The sequence below is a fragment of the Demequina sp. B12 genome (assembly GCF_028823635.1).
Lineage (GTDB): Bacteria > Actinomycetota > Actinomycetes > Actinomycetales > Demequinaceae > Demequina.
This window is the reverse complement of the sequence record NZ_JAPEHU010000003.1, coordinates 118,779-133,650: the sequence shown is the minus strand read 5'-3', so window position 1 is coordinate 133,650 and position 14,872 is coordinate 118,779. Positions and strand designations below refer to the sequence as shown.

Annotated in this window: 15 protein-coding genes; 11 read left to right on the top strand and 4 right to left on the bottom strand. The window is 63.6% G+C overall.

Annotated elements, in window-relative coordinates; all coding sequences use genetic code 11:
• Positions 1–6 precede the first annotated feature (6 nt).
• A complete protein-coding gene (gene dapB / locus ON058_RS08105; protein WP_274668545.1) occupies positions 7–750 on the top strand; it encodes a 4-hydroxy-tetrahydrodipicolinate reductase in 744 nt (247 codons plus the stop codon).
• Entirely contained in the window at positions 751–1,212 is a 462-nt protein-coding gene (locus ON058_RS08100; RefSeq protein WP_274668544.1) for a hypothetical protein, read from the top strand. It abuts the gene before it with no gap.
• 18 nt (positions 1,213–1,230) lie between these two features.
• On the opposite strand, the gene ON058_RS08095 is transcribed toward ON058_RS08100, so the two are convergent.
• Positions 1,231–1,719, bottom strand: a complete 489-nt coding sequence (locus ON058_RS08095; RefSeq protein ID WP_274668543.1) for a GNAT family N-acetyltransferase — start codon at positions 1,717–1,719, stop codon at positions 1,231–1,233.
• A gap of 103 nt (positions 1,720–1,822) precedes the next feature.
• Between ON058_RS08095 and ON058_RS08090 the strand changes: the two genes are divergently transcribed.
• Positions 1,823–2,587: a ZIP family metal transporter gene (locus tag ON058_RS08090; protein WP_274668542.1), complete on the top strand. Its 765-nt coding sequence runs from the start codon at positions 1,823–1,825 to the stop codon at positions 2,585–2,587.
• A gap of 238 nt (positions 2,588–2,825) precedes the next feature.
• Here ON058_RS08090 and ON058_RS08085 read toward each other — a convergent pair whose 3' ends face one another.
• Together ON058_RS08085 and ON058_RS08080 are read right to left on the bottom strand one after the other, a co-directional pair.
• A complete protein-coding gene (locus ON058_RS08085) occupies positions 2,826–3,332 on the bottom strand; it encodes a dihydrofolate reductase (RefSeq protein WP_274668541.1) in 507 nt (168 codons plus the stop codon).
• A 3-nt stretch (positions 3,333–3,335) separates the two neighbouring features.
• Positions 3,336–4,139 (bottom strand): thymidylate synthase, encoded by an 804-nt coding sequence (locus ON058_RS08080; protein WP_274668540.1) that lies wholly within the window; start codon positions 4,137–4,139, stop codon positions 3,336–3,338.
• Positions 4,140–4,246: 107 nt separating this feature from the next.
• Here ON058_RS08080 and dapA point away from each other — a divergent pair, with 107 nt between their 5' ends.
• The 4 genes from dapA (at position 4,247) to ON058_RS08060 (ending at position 11,783) form a co-directional block, all read left to right on the top strand.
• Positions 4,247–5,146 carry a 4-hydroxy-tetrahydrodipicolinate synthase gene (gene dapA, locus ON058_RS08075; RefSeq protein ID WP_274668539.1) on the top strand — a complete coding sequence of 300 codons (900 nt, stop codon included), beginning with the start codon at positions 4,247–4,249 and terminating at the stop codon, positions 5,144–5,146.
• A gap of 7 nt (positions 5,147–5,153) precedes the next feature.
• A complete protein-coding gene (locus ON058_RS08070; protein ID WP_274668538.1) occupies positions 5,154–6,836 on the top strand; it encodes a ribonuclease J in 1,683 nt (560 codons plus the stop codon).
• A 79-nt stretch (positions 6,837–6,915) separates the two neighbouring features.
• Positions 6,916–9,519 carry a DNA translocase FtsK 4TM domain-containing protein gene (locus ON058_RS08065; RefSeq protein WP_342453021.1) on the top strand — a complete coding sequence of 868 codons (2,604 nt, stop codon included), beginning with the start codon at positions 6,916–6,918 and terminating at the stop codon, positions 9,517–9,519.
• 161 nt (positions 9,520–9,680) lie between these two features.
• Positions 9,681–11,783, top strand: coding sequence for a bifunctional diguanylate cyclase/phosphodiesterase (locus ON058_RS08060; RefSeq protein WP_274668537.1), 2,103 nt, complete (start codon positions 9,681–9,683; stop codon positions 11,781–11,783).
• Here the strand turns inward: ON058_RS08060 and ON058_RS08055 are convergent.
• Positions 11,780–13,111: a CapA family protein gene (locus ON058_RS08055; RefSeq protein WP_274668536.1), complete on the bottom strand. Its 1,332-nt coding sequence runs from the start codon at positions 13,109–13,111 to the stop codon at positions 11,780–11,782. The two genes, ON058_RS08060 and ON058_RS08055, sit on opposite strands and share 4 nt — an antisense overlap.
• A 63-nt stretch (positions 13,112–13,174) precedes the next feature.
• Here ON058_RS08055 and pgsA point away from each other — a divergent pair, with 63 nt between their 5' ends.
• From pgsA to ON058_RS08035, 4 genes are all read left to right on the top strand, one after another.
• Positions 13,175–13,759: a CDP-diacylglycerol--glycerol-3-phosphate 3-phosphatidyltransferase gene (gene pgsA, locus ON058_RS08050; RefSeq protein ID WP_274668535.1), complete on the top strand. Its 585-nt coding sequence runs from the start codon at positions 13,175–13,177 to the stop codon at positions 13,757–13,759.
• Entirely contained in the window at positions 13,746–14,246 is a 501-nt protein-coding gene (locus ON058_RS08045; RefSeq protein ID WP_274668534.1) for a CinA family protein, read from the top strand. Before pgsA ends, ON058_RS08045 begins: the two co-directional genes overlap by 14 nt.
• A 71-nt stretch (positions 14,247–14,317) precedes the next feature.
• The gene (locus ON058_RS08040; protein ID WP_274668533.1) at positions 14,318–14,629 is read left to right on the top strand and encodes a helix-turn-helix domain-containing protein; all 312 of its coding nucleotides are present in this window, start codon (positions 14,318–14,320) and stop codon (positions 14,627–14,629) included.
• The gene (locus tag ON058_RS08035; protein ID WP_274668532.1) at positions 14,629–14,865 is read left to right on the top strand and encodes a DUF3046 domain-containing protein; all 237 of its coding nucleotides are present in this window, start codon (positions 14,629–14,631) and stop codon (positions 14,863–14,865) included. The genes ON058_RS08040 and ON058_RS08035 overlap by 1 nt, the downstream gene beginning before the upstream one ends.
• Positions 14,866–14,872 lie beyond the last annotated feature (7 nt).

The following is a 14,872-nucleotide window of genomic DNA, read 5'->3' as shown; positions in this document are numbered from 1 at the left end:
TTCACCATGATTAACGTCGCAGTGTTGGGCGCCTCCGGGCGCATGGGTGCTCAGACCGTTCAGGCCGTGACCGGTGCCTCGGACCTCGAACTGGTGGCTGAACTCGATGCGGGTGATGACCTTGCTGCCGCAGCGCGGGCGGGCGCCCAGGTCGCGGTGGACTTCACCGTGCCTGACGCCACTGAAGCGAATGTGCATGCCTTGATTGACGCGGGGATCCACGCGGTGGTCGGCACTACGGGCTGGACGCACGATTCGTTGGCACGTGTCGCAGAACACCTGAAGGAACGCCCCGAGCTCGGTGTCTTGATTGCACCGAACTTCGCTATCGGGGCCGTGTTGGCAATGCGGTTCGCTGCTATGGCTGCCCCGTACTTTGAGTCCGCAGAAGTCGTGGAGTTGCACCACCCCAACAAGGTGGATGCCCCTTCGGGAACCGCTGTTCACACCGCGCAGGGCATTGCGGCTGCACGTGCCGCAGCGGGCCTGGGTGCGTCGCCGGACGCCACCACGCATGACCCACATGGCGCTCGCGGTGCTTCGATTGACGGCGTCAATGTGCATGCGGTCCGGCTCCGGGGAATGGTGGCTCACGAGGAAGTCTTGTTCGGAAACGAGGGCGAAGCCTTCACCATCCGCACCGACAGTTTTGACCGCGTGTCGTTTATGCCCGGAGTTCTGTTGGGCATCCGCGAAGTCGGTCGTCACACCGGCCTGACCGTCGGCCTTGACCAGTACATGAGCCTGTAAATGACGCTGATGCGGTCTCCCGCCTTCTTGGGCGCGGTTGCGATGACGGCGATTCTTGCCGTCTACGTGGCGTTCGTCGCCCAGTACGCGTTCATCTTGGTGAGGTCCGATGAGTGGGTGTCGCAGGTGTTCGGCGCCGCGATGTTCGTGTTGCCCGCCATCGGCGTGTGGTACCTCATCGTCGAATGGCGGCTGGGGTTCACGGTGCAGCGCATGGGCCGCCAGCTCGAGGAGCAGGGGCGCTTGCCAGCGTTCGTCGGGGAGCAGACCCCGCAGGGGCGACTCACGGAGGAAGCCGCGGAAGCAGCATTCGCTAACGCGAAGGCTCTGGTCGATGCCAACCCCGAGGACTGGGAAGCGTGGTTTACCGTGGCCTACGCTTACGACGAGGCGCGGGACCGTTCCATGGCGCGCAGATCACTCAAGCACGCGGCGCAGTTGTATCGCAAGGCGTCGCGGTAGACGGACGGCGGTTGTCTCTCAGGTGAGTTGAGCTCGCCAGAGCCGTTCGTGAAGTTCCTGGTCCGGACCGTCAATGCCTCGGCGAACGCCGCCTTCTCCTAGACCCGCGGTGGTCAGGAACGCCTCCCGGTCCGCATCGCCTTCGAGAGCCCAGGCGCGGACCTCGGTGGCGCCAAAGAGACGCATGGTGTCGACGCAGGCGGACAGCAAGCGCGAACCATGGCCGCGGCGCCGATGTTCGGGCGCCACTTCAAGCGCGACGATGTCGTTGACCGCGAGCGCCGCGAACCCCACCACATGTGGGCCATCGGTGGCGACGAACACGCGGTGCTCACGTGACGGCGGTGCCTCGATCGCCGCACCCCACGTCGCCAGGATCTGATCGCGGGGGAGCCCGGCCACAGCATCGGCCCCAAGGGTTTCTGCCCAGGCCGCCAACTGAATCGCTGCAATGGCTTCTTCGTCCCCGGGGACGGCGGGACGGGCGGAGACGTCTGCGGTAGGCATGCGCACCAGGGTACGCGGCTAAGGGCCGATGCTGTGGCGTTCTTCCCGCTTGCCAAAGACCGGCTCGCGGCGTGACACGAGGCGGCTGGCTAAGGTCGTCATCATGGACCTTGGGATAGCCGCTGGTGCAGCAGCAGTCGGAATCGGCACGTTGCTCCTGGGCGCGGCATGGGGCTGGTTCTGGAATGTTCCGCGCCGGGTCGTTGCCGGGGTGATGGCGTTTGGTGCGGGAGTCATGGTGGCGACGTTGGCGCTTGAGCTGGTGGCGGAGGCGGCCGATGGTGGGGGAGTGTGGCCCGTCGTCGCGGGGTTTGCGGGTGGTGCAGTGCTGTATGTGGCCGGGGACCGCGTGATTGCGATGCGAGCGAGACGGCGAGCGCGCCGTGCGGCTGTTGATGACGGCTCGCGCAACATTACGGCGAGGCGCGGAGGGGATACTCCTGGCAATGGTGGTGCTATCGCGGTCGGTGCACTTCTTGATGGCGTGCCTGAGGCAATGGTGATTGGGCTCAGCGCCGCGTCTGGGTTCCCCGTTGCGATTGTGGCCGCGATCGGACTGAGCAACGTCCCTGAGGGCTTGGCGGGGACGGTGGCGCTCAAACGTTCTGGTCGGCCGGGCTGGCAGATCTTTGTGTTGTGGGGCGGGATCACCGCAATCGCTACTGTTGCCGCTGTTGTGGGGGCGGCTGCGCTCGCGGATGCGCGTCCAGAGATGCTCGCAGCAATGGTGGCGCTCGCGGCCGGCGCGCTGATGGCGATGGTGTGCAACGCCATGATTCCTGAAGCGTTTGAGGAAGACCACTGGGCCACGGGGCTCCTGGCGGCGGCGGGATTTCTCGTGGCGTTCGTACTCAACGAACTCACCTGACGGGGAACGGTCTCAGCGGCAACTACGATGAGTGACCATGGCATCTGAAGACAAGAGACAACGTCGCGTTCGCATTGTTGCCCTCGTGACTGTGATCGCGGTGACGCTGTCGGTCACTGGTGGTGTGGTCCTGAGCACGATCTTTAGCTGACCCGCAGACCGGTTCCTGGCAGTACCTGGGTGCCACATTTCAAGCGAAAGTGGCCCTAAGTGACTGCTGGCGCGCAGCCGTCAAGAGTCAGCGGCGCACGTAGCGCACAAAGCGGTGGCGTGGTCCCGTGGCGGAGTCCAGCAAGCCCGAGTCTGAGTCAACTGTCCACACTGCTGGATCGATAGCAGGGGCATAGGTGTCGCCGTCGACCTCAAGATCGATGTGCGTCACTTCAAGCGCATCCACGATGCCCATCGCGGCCGAGTACACCTGACCGCCTCCCATCACCCACAGGCGTGCCTCCGGTGCCAGCCGGGTCGCAACTTCCCCTGCCTCCGCTAGTGACCCCACCACGGCATCGGCCCCCTGCAGGGAGGGGGCGGACGTGATCACGATGTTGACTCTGCCGGGCATGGGGCGGAACCGCTCGGGCAACGACTCCCACGTGCGGCGGCCCATGATCACCACTCCACCGGTGGTGAGTTCCTTGAAATGGCGCAGATCCTCGGGAAGGTGCCAGGGCATGTCCCCGTCCCTGCCGATGACGGGACGGCCTTGGGCATCGCGTGCCTGCGCCCAGATCGATGTCAGCATCCGTCAGACCGCAATGGGGGCTTTGATGCCCGGGTGGTGCTGATAATTCTCGATTGCGACATCGTCGATGTCGTAATCAAACAGAGAGTCCTTGCTGTTGAGTTTCAGTGTGGGATACGGGAAGGGGTCCCGTGACAGTTGGAGCTCGGTCTGCTCCAGGTGATTGGAGTAGAGGTGGACGTCCCCGCCGGTCCACACGAACTCGCCTACCTCAAGGCCTGTCTGCGCGGCAATCATGTGCGTGAGGAGGGCGTAGGAGGCGATGTTGAACGGAACTCCAAGGAAGAGATCCGCGCTGCGTTGGTACAGCTGGCATGAGAGCTTGCCGTCGGCAACATAGAACTGGAAGAGGGCGTGACAGGGCGGCAACGCCATGTTGTCCACCTCTGCGGGGTTCCACGCACTGACGATGTGCCGGCGAGAGTCGGGGTTGGTGCGGATCGACTCGATGACGTTCGCGATCTGGTCAATGTGTGAACCGTCGGGGGCGGGCCAGGACCGCCACTGGGCTCCGTACACCGGACCCAGATCTCCGTTGTCGTCGGCCCACTCATCCCAGATGGTGATACCGCGCTCCTGCAGCCATTTCACGTTGGTCTCTCCGCGTAGGAACCACAGCAGTTCCCCCACCACCGACTTCACGTGGACACGCTTGGTGGTGATCAGGGGGAAACCCTCAGAGAGGTCGAAACGCAGCTGGCGTCCAAACACGGAGACAGTTCCCGTCCCGGTGCGATCCCCCTTGTGCGTACCGTTCGCAGCGACGTCGGCAAGCAGGTCCTCGTAGGGCGTAGGGATCGCACTCATGCGCCCACTTTAGGTCACGAGCCGATGCCCGCGTGAAGCACGCCTCGCGGTGCAGTCACGAATGCGAGTGATGGGCGATAGACGCCGGGCGCGATAGGTTTAGCCCTATGACTGACCAGCGCCCGTTGGGAACCGTGCTCACCGCCATGGTGACGCCCATGCATGATGACGGCTCGATCGATATCGATGGCGCGGTCAAGGTAGCGGAGTATCTGCTTGCACACGGCTCCGACGGATTGGTGATCTCTGGTACCACGGGAGAAGCGCCGACGACCCACGCGCCAGAGAAGGTCGAACTCACCACTGCATTGGTGGAGGCCGTGGGGGACCGCGCGACGATCATCGCTGGTGCCGGCTCGAACGACACCGCACACGCGATCATGATGGCCCAGCAGGCACAAGAGTGTGGAGCTCACGGAGTTCTTGCTCTGACGCCCTACTACTCCAAGCCTTCAGACGTGGGTGTCCTCGCACACTTCGAGGCGATCGCTGGTGCGACCGATCTGCCCATCATGCTGTACGACATTCCCGGCCGCACCGCCAAGCCCATCAGTGATCGAGTCCTCGACGCCATCGCCGAGCGCGAGAACGTCGTTGCAGTCAAGGACGCGACCGGTGATATCGCGCAGGCACGCGACCGCATCGCACGCACCGGTCTCGCTTGGTACTCCGGAGACGACCCGCTGACTCTAGATTTTCTGCGTGCAGGCGCCGTAGGCGTCGTGTCTGTCGCTAGCCACGCCATCGGCGAATCCATCGCGCGCATGATTGCGGCGCACGATGCTGGCGACGATGCCGCCGCTCAAGCGGAGCTCGACAGCCAACAAGCGGCTATTGAGGCGATCATGGGCGGAGGACTGGGAGCAGTCACCGCCAAGGCCGCCATGGAAGCGCTCGGTGTGATTGCCAGCCGCCACATGCGCCTTCCCCACGTGACTTTTGATGATGCTGAGTACACCTCGTTTGTGGCGCTCCTGCGCCAGGCGGGTGTGCCAGTCGAACACTAGGAGAGAAGTGACCTTCCACCCTGAACTGTCCACCCCGCCCGCGCTCGAGCCGGGCACCCTTCGCATCGTTCCTCTGGGAGGACTCGGCGAAGTAGGACGGAACATGACCGTCTTCGAGATTGACGGACGCCTGCTGATCGTTGACTGCGGCGTGCTGTTCCCGGAGGACACCCAGCCTGGCGTTGACCTGATCCTTCCGGACTTCGCCTACATCGAAGACCGCGTCGACGACATCGAAGCAATCGTTCTGACTCACGGCCACGAAGACCACATCGGCGCCGTTCCGTACCTGCTGCGACTGCGCGAAGACATCCCCATCATCGGTTCACAACTGACGTTGGCCTTCATCGAAGCCAAGCTCAAGGAACACCGGATGTCCCCGGTGACGCTCGCCGTCAAGGAAGGCCAAGAAGAGCAACTGGGCAAGTTCGGTCTCGAGTTCGTGGCCGTCAACCACTCCATCCCCGATGCGCTCGCGGTGTTCATCACTACCTCCGCGGGAACGGTGCTGGGCACCGGCGACTTCAAGATGGACCAGCTGCCGCTGGACGGCCGCATCACAGACCTGCGGGCTTTTGCGGCGCTAGGCGAACGTGGCGTCGACCTGTTCATGGTGGACTCCACCAACGCGGAAGCCCCCGGCTTCACGGCATCCGAGGTCGAGATCACGCCCGTACTCGATCAGACCTTCGCCCAGGCGACCGGCCGCATCGTTGTCGCGAGCTTTTCTTCCCACGTGCACCGAGTCCAGCAGGTCATCAACGCCGCACACGCCCATGGGCGCCGCGTGGCATTCGTGGGACGTTCCATGGTGCGCAACATGAACATTGCGGCAGAACTCGGATACCTCGAGGTTCCGCCGAACATTCTGGTGGACGCCAAGAAGGCTGACGATTTGCCCGCGGACCAGGTGGTGTACATGTGCACCGGCTCGCAAGGCGAGCCCATGGCCGCGCTGAGCCGGATCGCCTCGCTCGACCACAAGTTGAGCGTAGGCCCCGGAGACCTGGTGATCCTCGCATCGTCCCTGATCCCCGGCAACGAGAACGCTGTCTTCCGCGTCATCAACGGCCTGATGCGCTTGGGCGCCACCGTTGTTCACCAGGGAAGCGCGCGAGTCCACGTTTCTGGACACGCCAGCGCGGGTGAACTGCTGTACTGCTACAACATCGTTCGCCCCAAGAACGTGATGCCCATCCACGGCGAGGTCCGCCACCTGCTGGCAAACGGACGCCTCGCGATGAAGACCGGCGTTCCGGAAGAGAACGTGATGTTCGCGGAGAACGGCGTTGCCGTCGATTTGAAGGATGGCGTCGCCAAGATCGTGGGCGCGGTCGAGGTCCACAACGTCTATGTCGACGGCTCATCGGTGGGCGAGATCACCGACACCGAACTGAAGGACCGCCGCATCATGTCGGAGGAAGGGTTTGTTTCGGTTTTCGCCGTCGTGGACTCCTCCAATGGCACCGTGGTGTCGGGCCCCGAGGTCCACGCCAGGGGACTGGCGGAAGATGACTCAGTCTTCGACGCGATCTTGCCCAAGATCAAGGATGCCCTCGAAGAGGCTGCCTCAGGCGGTACCGCTGACAACCACCAGTTGCAGCAGGTGATGCGTCGCGTGCTCGGCCGCTACGTCGGCACTAAGTTGCGTCGCCGTCCCATGATCATCCCCATTGTGATCGAGGCTTGAGACGCGATTCGGTCCCGATCCGCGTACTCGCGGGGTGGCAACACGCCGTTTCTGATTGCCGCAGGTAGCCTGCGGAACCATGGCACAGTCACGCCCCGCGAGCACGCGCAACAAGCCCGCGACCAAGCGACCCCCGGCGAAGGGGGCAGCGAAAAACGCGCCCAACCGACCCCCAGCGGTCCTGCGCGGCATTGCCGCTATGGGGCGCGGCATCTCTCACGGTGTCGGCACAGGTGTGCGGAGCATCGGCCATGGAGCACGTGAAGTGAGTCCCGAAGTACGCCGCGACGGCCAAGCGATTCTGCTGGTCATCATCGCGATCCTCATCGCCGCGCGCGAGTGGTTCGGCATGCCCAGTTGGGCCGGTACCGCGATTCACTTCGTCGTGGGTGGTGCCGTCGGTGTAGTGGCAGTGACGCTGCCCATCGTGCTGATCGCCTTTGCCGTGCGTCTGTTCCGGGCGCCGCAAGAAGAACAAGCCAACCACCGGCTGTCGTTGGGGGCCTTCGTTCTCCTATTGACGACGACGGGCCTGATCGCCATCGCTGAGGGGCGGCCGTCCCCCACCGATGGACTCGAGGGACTGCAGGAGGCCGGGGGCCTGGTGGGCTGGGCCATCGGTAATGGGTTGGCGAACCTGTTGTCGACGCCGCTGGCTGTGATCGTCCTGATCCTCGTGACGTTGCTCGGTGTACTCATCGTGGTGGGGCTGCCGATGCGCGAACTCGTGGCGCTCATCCGTGAACGGTTCGCACCTCGTGTGGGCGTAGACGACGATGCGGAGTTCCCCGAGCATCGAACCCTCGAGCGGGGCAAGCGTCCCGCCAAGACGTCAGGCGTGAAGAAGAAGTTGCTCGGTCGAGGCAAGGGGCGTCCTGCTCCAGAGCCCGCGATCGATGAGTATGAGGCTGACGAGGCTTTCGCTTCAGCTGCGTCCATTGAGCATGCCACCGAGGCTGAGTACACGCCGGGGGGCACGGAAGTGTTGTCGACGTCGCCGGGGAAGGTCTCGCCCTACCTCGACCCGACCGGGGTGGATCTCGACGACGACGAGGGAGCGGAATACGAGGAGCTTCCGGACGTGGACGTCGAGCATGCTGCCCCTGCCACGACGCGCCTGGTGCCTCGTGGTGAACAAGGCGAACTGGAGAACTCCCGCCCTTACATCCTCCCCAGCAACGACATCTTGGCTCACGGTGCGCCGCACAAGACGCGCTCCGCCGCGAATGACCGTGTGGTCGATGCCCTCAAGCAGGTGTTGGAAGACTTTGGCGTCAACGCTGAGGTCACGGGCTTCACGCGTGGCCCGACTGTCACGCGTTATGAGCTTGAACTTGGGCAGGGCGTGAAGGTGGAGCGCATCACCAACCTGTCGAAGAACATCGCGTATGCAGTGGCAAGCCCCGATGTCCGCATCCTGTCGCCCATTCCGGGAAAGAGCGCGATCGGTATCGAGATCCCTAATGTTGACCGCGAGACGGTGGCATTGGGCGATGTGTTGCGGTCGTCGACTGCGATGAAGAACGACCACCCCATGGCGATCGGTATCGGCAAGGATGTCGAGGGCGGTTACGTCATGGCGAACCTTGCGAAGATGCCCCACATGCTTGTCGCAGGTGCGACCGGTGCCGGTAAGTCGTCCTTCGTGAACTCCATGATTACGTCGATCTTGATGCGTGCCACACCAGATGAGGTGCGCATGGTGCTCGTCGACCCCAAGCGCGTGGAACTGACGATCTATGAGGGCATTCCGCACCTCATCACACCCATCATCACGGACCCCAAGAAGGCGGCACAGGCGCTCGAATGGGTCGTGAAAGAGATGGACATGCGTTACGACGACCTAGCGCTGTTCGGCTTCAAGCACATCGATGACTTCAACAAGGCTGTTCGCTCCGGCAAGGTGAAGCCGCTCCCAGGTTCAGAACGCACGCTCACCACCTACCCCTACCTCTTGGTCATCGTCGATGAGCTTGCGGACCTCATGATGGTTGCCCCGCGCGACGTCGACGAGTCGATTCAGCGCATCACCCAGCTCGCGCGTGCGGCAGGCATCCACTTGGTGCTTGCGACTCAGCGACCCTCCGTCGACATCATCACGGGAACCATTAAGGCGAACGTTCCTTCCCGTTTGGCGTTTGCTACCTCGTCGCTGGCGGACTCTCGCGTCGTGCTGGACATGCCTGGTGCGGAAAAGCTCATTGGCCAGGGTGACGCGTTGTTCCTGCCGATGGGGGAGTCGAAGCCGATGCGTGTGCAGGGCTCGTGGGTATCGGAGACGGAGATCCACGCCGCCGTGGACCACGCCAAGGAACAGGCGAACCCTGAGTATCGCGAGGATGTGACTCAGGCTCAGAGCAGTGCAGTCGTGGCGGAAGACATCGGGGATGATCTTGACGACCTGATCGCGGCCGCGGAACTCGTCATCACGACTCAACTGGGGTCGACGTCGATGCTGCAGCGCAAGCTGAAGATGGGCTTCGCGAAGGCTGGACGCCTGATGGATCTGCTGGAGAGCCGCGAAATTGTGGGCCCTTCGCAGGGATCGAAAGCGCGTGATGTTCTGGTGAGTCCGGACGAACTTGCGTCAACCCTCGCTATTCTGCGTGGAGAGAGTCCCGCACCTGCGGCGACTGTCAGCACGGACGAGGAAGCCGAGGGAGCGCCATGGGAGGAGTCGTAGGACTCTTCAATGACCCAGTAGTGGCCTGGACTGCAACGATCGCAGTCCTCTTGCTTGCGTGCCTTGCGTTGTTCTTTTTCGCACGCTCTCGCAGGGCACGAATTGCGCGAGATCAGGTCCTGGCTCGGGAGAGACGTCTGCGCCGTCAGTTTGAGGCCGTCATGTCGTCGACCCGCGACGGGGTGTTGATTGTCACCCGCACCGATGAGATTGCCCTGCTGTCCGATGTCGCGGCATCGGTCCTGGGTGTGTCTCGGGACGATGCGGTGGGACGGCCCTTAGCCAGGCTTGGCTTGCGGGTGGTCGACGATCGGATGCGGCCCCTGCTGTTGCGTGAGGCCTTCGGTGTCGACACCAATGACGTGAAGCCCCGCATTATTGGTGTTCCCGGGCGGCGCGGTCCTGAGGACGTGCGGTGGGTTCAGGTTCGTGCACGCGTCGTACCGGACGGGCTTGACGAAGGCCCCGTGACCATCGTGACCATCATGGACACCTCCGGACTGCGGGAGGCCGCGGAGGCCATCAGCCGGTCCGATGCACAGTTCCGCAAGGCGATGGAGAACGCCCCCATCGGCATGGCTTTGGTGGACCTTGAGTGGCGACTCATGGAAGTCAACCGTGCTTTCGCAGAGATGATGGGGTCGACGGTTGCGGCGTTGCGAGGCGTGCCGTTCTCGTCGCTGTCACACCCGCAAGACTTGCACGCTGAGCGCGACCAGCTGGGCCGGCTGTATGAAGGACATTCCAGCCGCTTCAACATCGAGAAGCGGTACGTCCGCACCGATGGCAACGTGGTGTGGGCCGTGCTCGACGTAGGCCTGGTGAGACATGCAGGAGGTGCGCCCGACCACTATGTGGTGCAGGTGCGGGACTCCACAGATGACCGTATGCACTCCGAGATCATGGCTCACCGAGCCATGCACGACCCTTTGACGGGGCTCGCCAATAGGACCTTGATGCAAGAAGTTCTGCAAGAACTCTTGGACCAGCCGGATCCTGAGTTTCGTGTGGGGGTGCTCGCGATTGACCTTGATGGGTTCAAGGGACTGAACGACCGCTTTGGCCACGCGACCGGCGACAACGCCTTGGTGCACGTCGCAGGAATCCTGCGTGCTGCCACTGGTGGGCGCGGAACGGTGTCCCGCATCGGCGGTGACGAGTTTGTCATCGTCGTTCAGGACCCTGACTGTTCGAAGGCGATGTACGACATTGCGGGTGCCATCCATGACGGGTTGCGCAGGCCCATTCAGGTGAAGCGCCACCAGATCACGCTGCATGCGTCCGTGGGCATTGCTATGGCGGACGCGGAGACTATCCACGGTGGGGCTCCTGCGCTGCTGAGCGCCGCGGATGCAGCGATGTACCGGGCAAAGTCACTCGGAAAGTCGCGGACTGAAGTCTTCGACACGTCGATGCAGCACACCAGTGACCGTCATTCTGTGTTGGCGGCAGAGCTCGCTCAAGCGATCGAGCGTGGCGAGCTGGTCCTGCACTTCCAGCCCATTCTCGAACTGCGTACCCGGACTGTGGTCGGGTATGAGGCGCTGGTCCGCTGGCAGCACCCCACACGGGGTCTTCTTCTGCCGGCGAGTTTCTTGCCGTTGATCGACGACCGCAACCTGTCGGTCGCCTTGGGACTGTCGCTCGTGGATCAGGCCGCACACTTCTTGGCGAACGGACCATCTCAGTCCACGTGGGTGTCGTTGAATGTCTCGGCGGATCAGCTGGGTGATTCGGAGTTCGCGGACCGCGTGTTGAGCGCGATTGGTCGCTACCACCTCAGTCCACAACGCTTGGTGGTGGAGTTGACTGAGGTTTCTCTTGTGGCACCGAACACGCGGATCAGGCACGAACTGACTGAGTTGCGTAATGCAGGCGTTCCTATCCTCCTTGACGACTTCGGCACCGGGGTGTCGCCGCTGAGCTATCTGAGGGATTTGCCCGTCTCCGGTGTGAAACTGGATATGTCGTTCGTCGCGGGTATCCCGGAAGACCCCGCAGGCGCGCGCGTGTCGCGTGCCCTCGGTGCGCTTGCCCGCGAGTTGGGGCTCGCCACGATTGCTGAGGGGATCGAGACCGAGGACCAGGCACAGTTCCTCGCGGAGTGCGGCTGGCGATACGGGCAGGGCTGGCTCTTCGGTGTGGCACAGCCGGCCGCGGCAGTGCGGGAAACGACGCCCGAGTATGCCGCGAGCCTGATCGACCCGCGACCGACTGATGGAGACCTGGGGTCTCACATCTTGCGCTTCGACAACGACCGCTAGTTGTCCTGCTGGCTTGAGGGCGTGCGCGGCACTACTGTCACGTCGTCTGCCAGCGCGACCACTGGCTCACTCAGCTCGGGAGCTTGAGGGCCGACCGCATCGGCGACAACCTGCCAGCGTTCCTGGACTTGCGCTGTCGTCAGGGTGTCCGTCCCGGTGCTCATGATGTCTCGTAGAGCGTGCATCGTGTGAGAGTCGCGCCGGTCGACGGTCGTGGCTGTCCAGGCGACGTCCACGGTGGCGGGCCCTTCGGGCGGCACGGAGAAGGTCGCAGACAGGAGCACTCCCACGCCGGTGGCGATTCCGCAACAGGCTTCGTCCTGGTTGGACAGGAAGTTGCCGAGCCCGAAAGCAGCCCACATTCCTTGACCGCTGGGGCCGCCCTCGATCAGTTCGATGGGTTGGGGCACGTGAGCATGATGGCCCACGTAGAGGTCAACAGTGCCCGATGCTGCAATCGCCTCCACGATGGCGCGTTGGGCATCGGTGGGTGCCACTTGGTACTCGACGCAGCAGTGGGTAGAAGCAATCACGATGTCGGCGCCGAGCTCACGTGCGCTCCGAGCTGCGTCGATGATGGGGGTTGCGTCTGCCGAGTCGGCATCGAAGGTGGTCACTGCCCAGGGTTTGCCGTCTGGCTGCGGGAGACCATTGAGCCCGTAGGTCGCAGAGATTGACGCGACGGTGAGCGTGCGTCCTTGGGTGGTCACGCTGTACATCTGCGGGACGAGCGATTCCGCTTCTGTGCGGGCCGTCCCTGCGAAGCCCATGCCCTCGGCGTCGAGCGCGGCAATGGTTGCTTCAACCCCGGAGTAGCCCCGGTCCACCGAATGGTTAGAGGCCGTGGAGCATCCGTCCCAGCCTTCACCCCGCAGGTCAGTGATCATCTCCGCCGGTCCTCCGAACATCGGATATCCGGTGTAGTTCCCGGACGTGTCGACGGGAAACTCCAGGTGGCACAGCGCCAGGTCGGCGCCTTCAACGTAGGGGCGTAGCGGTGACAACAAGGGAGTGAAGTCAAGCCCTGCGTCGGTTTGTGCGGACCAGATCACCGGCATGTGCGTGAGGATGTCCCCTGCGGCTACGACGGTGAAGTCGACAGTGGGAGGGGCTGCAGTCGGTGTTGGCGACGGTGGTGCGCTGGGCGACGGGGATCCGGATGTCGTGGTGGGCGCGGTGGGTGTGGCTGCGGATCCGTGGTCGGCGCTGCCCGTGATGAGCATGGCTACGCCGATCCCAAGCATGGCTCCCACGACGGCAGTGATGGCGCTGACGGCAATCACCGTGCGTCGACTCCAAGCGCTGGGATGGAGCGATCCTGCAGACATGGCGCCCATTATCGCCTGAGAACACTGAGCGGACTTGCATTCCACGGACGCTAGGCTGAGGGGGTGACGGCGACGCTCCCCAACCTCCTTACTGGCCTACGACTGGTCATGGTTCCCGTGGCTGTTGTCTTGTTGGTAGTTGACGGTGGCGCGGATGGTGCCGCGAGGTGGTGGGCGCTGGTACTCGTGGTGCTTGCCTCGGCCACCGATTGGCTCGACGGCTACTTGGCTCGCCGGTGGAACGTGGTGTCGTCCTTTGGGAAACTTGCGGACCCTATTGCGGACAAGGTGCTGGTCCTGGGAGTGCTCGCGGGGCTGGTGCTCGTCGATGGAGTTCCGTGGTGGCCGCTGGCCGTGCTGATCGTCCGCGAGGTGGGCGTGACGCTTGGTCGCCTCGCCGTCGCCAGGGATGTGGTGATCCCAGCCTCTCGCGGCGGCAAGCTCAAGACATTCCTCCAGTTGAGTTCACTGATCGCCTACCTCATTCCCGGCATGCCTGGGTGGATTGATGGCGTGGCCTGGTGGCTGCTGGTCGCGGCGACAGTTGTCGCTGTCGTCACGGGCATTGACTATGCCCGCATGATTGTCCGCGCGTCTCGTGACTACAGGGAGGCGCAGCAGCGGCGCCAGGACGATGCTGCGCGCTAGGGGCGTCAGCGCCCAACAGATCGTTGACCTCGCACTGCGGCGCGGCCTGACGCTCGCCGCAGCTGAGTCGTTGACCGGCGGGCTGGTGAGCGACGCTATTGTCGCGATCCCGGGTGCCTCTCGGGTGTTTCGTGGCGGGATTGTGGCGTACACCATCGAAGCTAAGGCCTCACTCTTGGGTGTTCCGCTTGACCTGATCGAGCGCAGTGGGGTGGTGTCGGAGGACGTGGCGTGCGCCATGGCCCGTGGGGCCGTGCGTGTGTGCGATGCCAGCATTGCCGTGGCAACCACCGGAGCCGCCGGGCCGGAGCCGCACGGTGGGCAGAAACCTGGAACGGTGTGTGTGGCGGTGGCTAGCGCCACCGGTGTGACATCTGCGACACATCTCATTCAGGGTGGGCGAGAGGCCGTGCGAGTGGGGGCCACAGAGCAGGCATTGGCGCTGTGCGCAACAGCCTTGAGTGAACCCGACTCAATTTTGCTATAGATTCCGGGAACACAACTGAGGTAGTCTGCGTTAGACAGTGCGTGACCATCACGACCGGGAGGAGAGGGTACATGCCCGTGCTTCGCAACGAAATTGGCGATGTCCTTCGTGACGCGCGACTGACCCAGGGCAAGACCCTGCGCGACATCTCTTCGGGTGCGCGTGTGTCCCTTGGCTATCTCTCCGAGGTGGAACGCGGCCAGAAGGAAGCGTCGTCTGAACTGCTCGCGTCCATCTGCGAAGCCCTTGACGTGCCCATGTCGACAGTCCTGCGTGAAGTGTCTGATCGGTTCGCCACGGCTGAAGCGCTTGAGTCGGTGGACGTCATGCCTCGGATCCCCGACACCGTGCCAGAACTCCTCAGCGGTGTCCGCGCTCGCTAGTGCGTCTTTCGGAGTTTTGGTCACTCGCTGACGCAGTGTTTGGCCCCGGATACTCGCGTACCCTGGCGCGCGAACTTGCACTCGATGCCGCGGGCTCGATGACGTGCGAACAAGCGCTCGCCGGCGGTGTTGCGGCACGTGATGTGTGGCATGCGCTGTGTGACCAGATGGATGTGCCCATGGACCAGCGCGATGGTGGATTGCGCGAGAACCTCGTGCCTCCCCGGCGCCCCTAGCGCGGCA

Coding starts and splice junctions, on each gene's coding strand:
- dapB (WP_274668545.1), top strand. CDS start 7: ATGATTAACGTCGCAGTGTTGGGCGCCTCCGGGCGCATGGGTGCTCAG.
- ON058_RS08100 (WP_274668544.1), top strand. CDS start 751: ATGACGCTGATGCGGTCTCCCGCCTTCTTGGGCGCGGTTGCGATGACG.
- ON058_RS08095 (WP_274668543.1), bottom strand. CDS start 1,719: ATGCCTACCGCAGACGTCTCCGCCCGTCCCGCCGTCCCCGGGGACGAA.
- ON058_RS08090 (WP_274668542.1), top strand. CDS start 1,823: ATGGACCTTGGGATAGCCGCTGGTGCAGCAGCAGTCGGAATCGGCACG.
- ON058_RS08085 (WP_274668541.1), bottom strand. CDS start 3,332: ATGCTGACATCGATCTGGGCGCAGGCACGCGATGCCCAAGGCCGTCCC.
- ON058_RS08080 (WP_274668540.1), bottom strand. CDS start 4,139: ATGAGTGCGATCCCTACGCCCTACGAGGACCTGCTTGCCGACGTCGCT.
- dapA (WP_274668539.1), top strand. CDS start 4,247: ATGACTGACCAGCGCCCGTTGGGAACCGTGCTCACCGCCATGGTGACG.
- ON058_RS08065 (WP_342453021.1), top strand. CDS start 6,916: ATGGCACAGTCACGCCCCGCGAGCACGCGCAACAAGCCCGCGACCAAG.
- ON058_RS08060 (WP_274668537.1), top strand. CDS start 9,681: ATGTCGTCGACCCGCGACGGGGTGTTGATTGTCACCCGCACCGATGAG.
- ON058_RS08055 (WP_274668536.1), bottom strand. CDS start 13,111: ATGTCTGCAGGATCGCTCCATCCCAGCGCTTGGAGTCGACGCACGGTG.
- ON058_RS08045 (WP_274668534.1), top strand. CDS start 13,746: ATGCTGCGCGCTAGGGGCGTCAGCGCCCAACAGATCGTTGACCTCGCA.
- ON058_RS08040 (WP_274668533.1), top strand. CDS start 14,318: ATGCCCGTGCTTCGCAACGAAATTGGCGATGTCCTTCGTGACGCGCGA.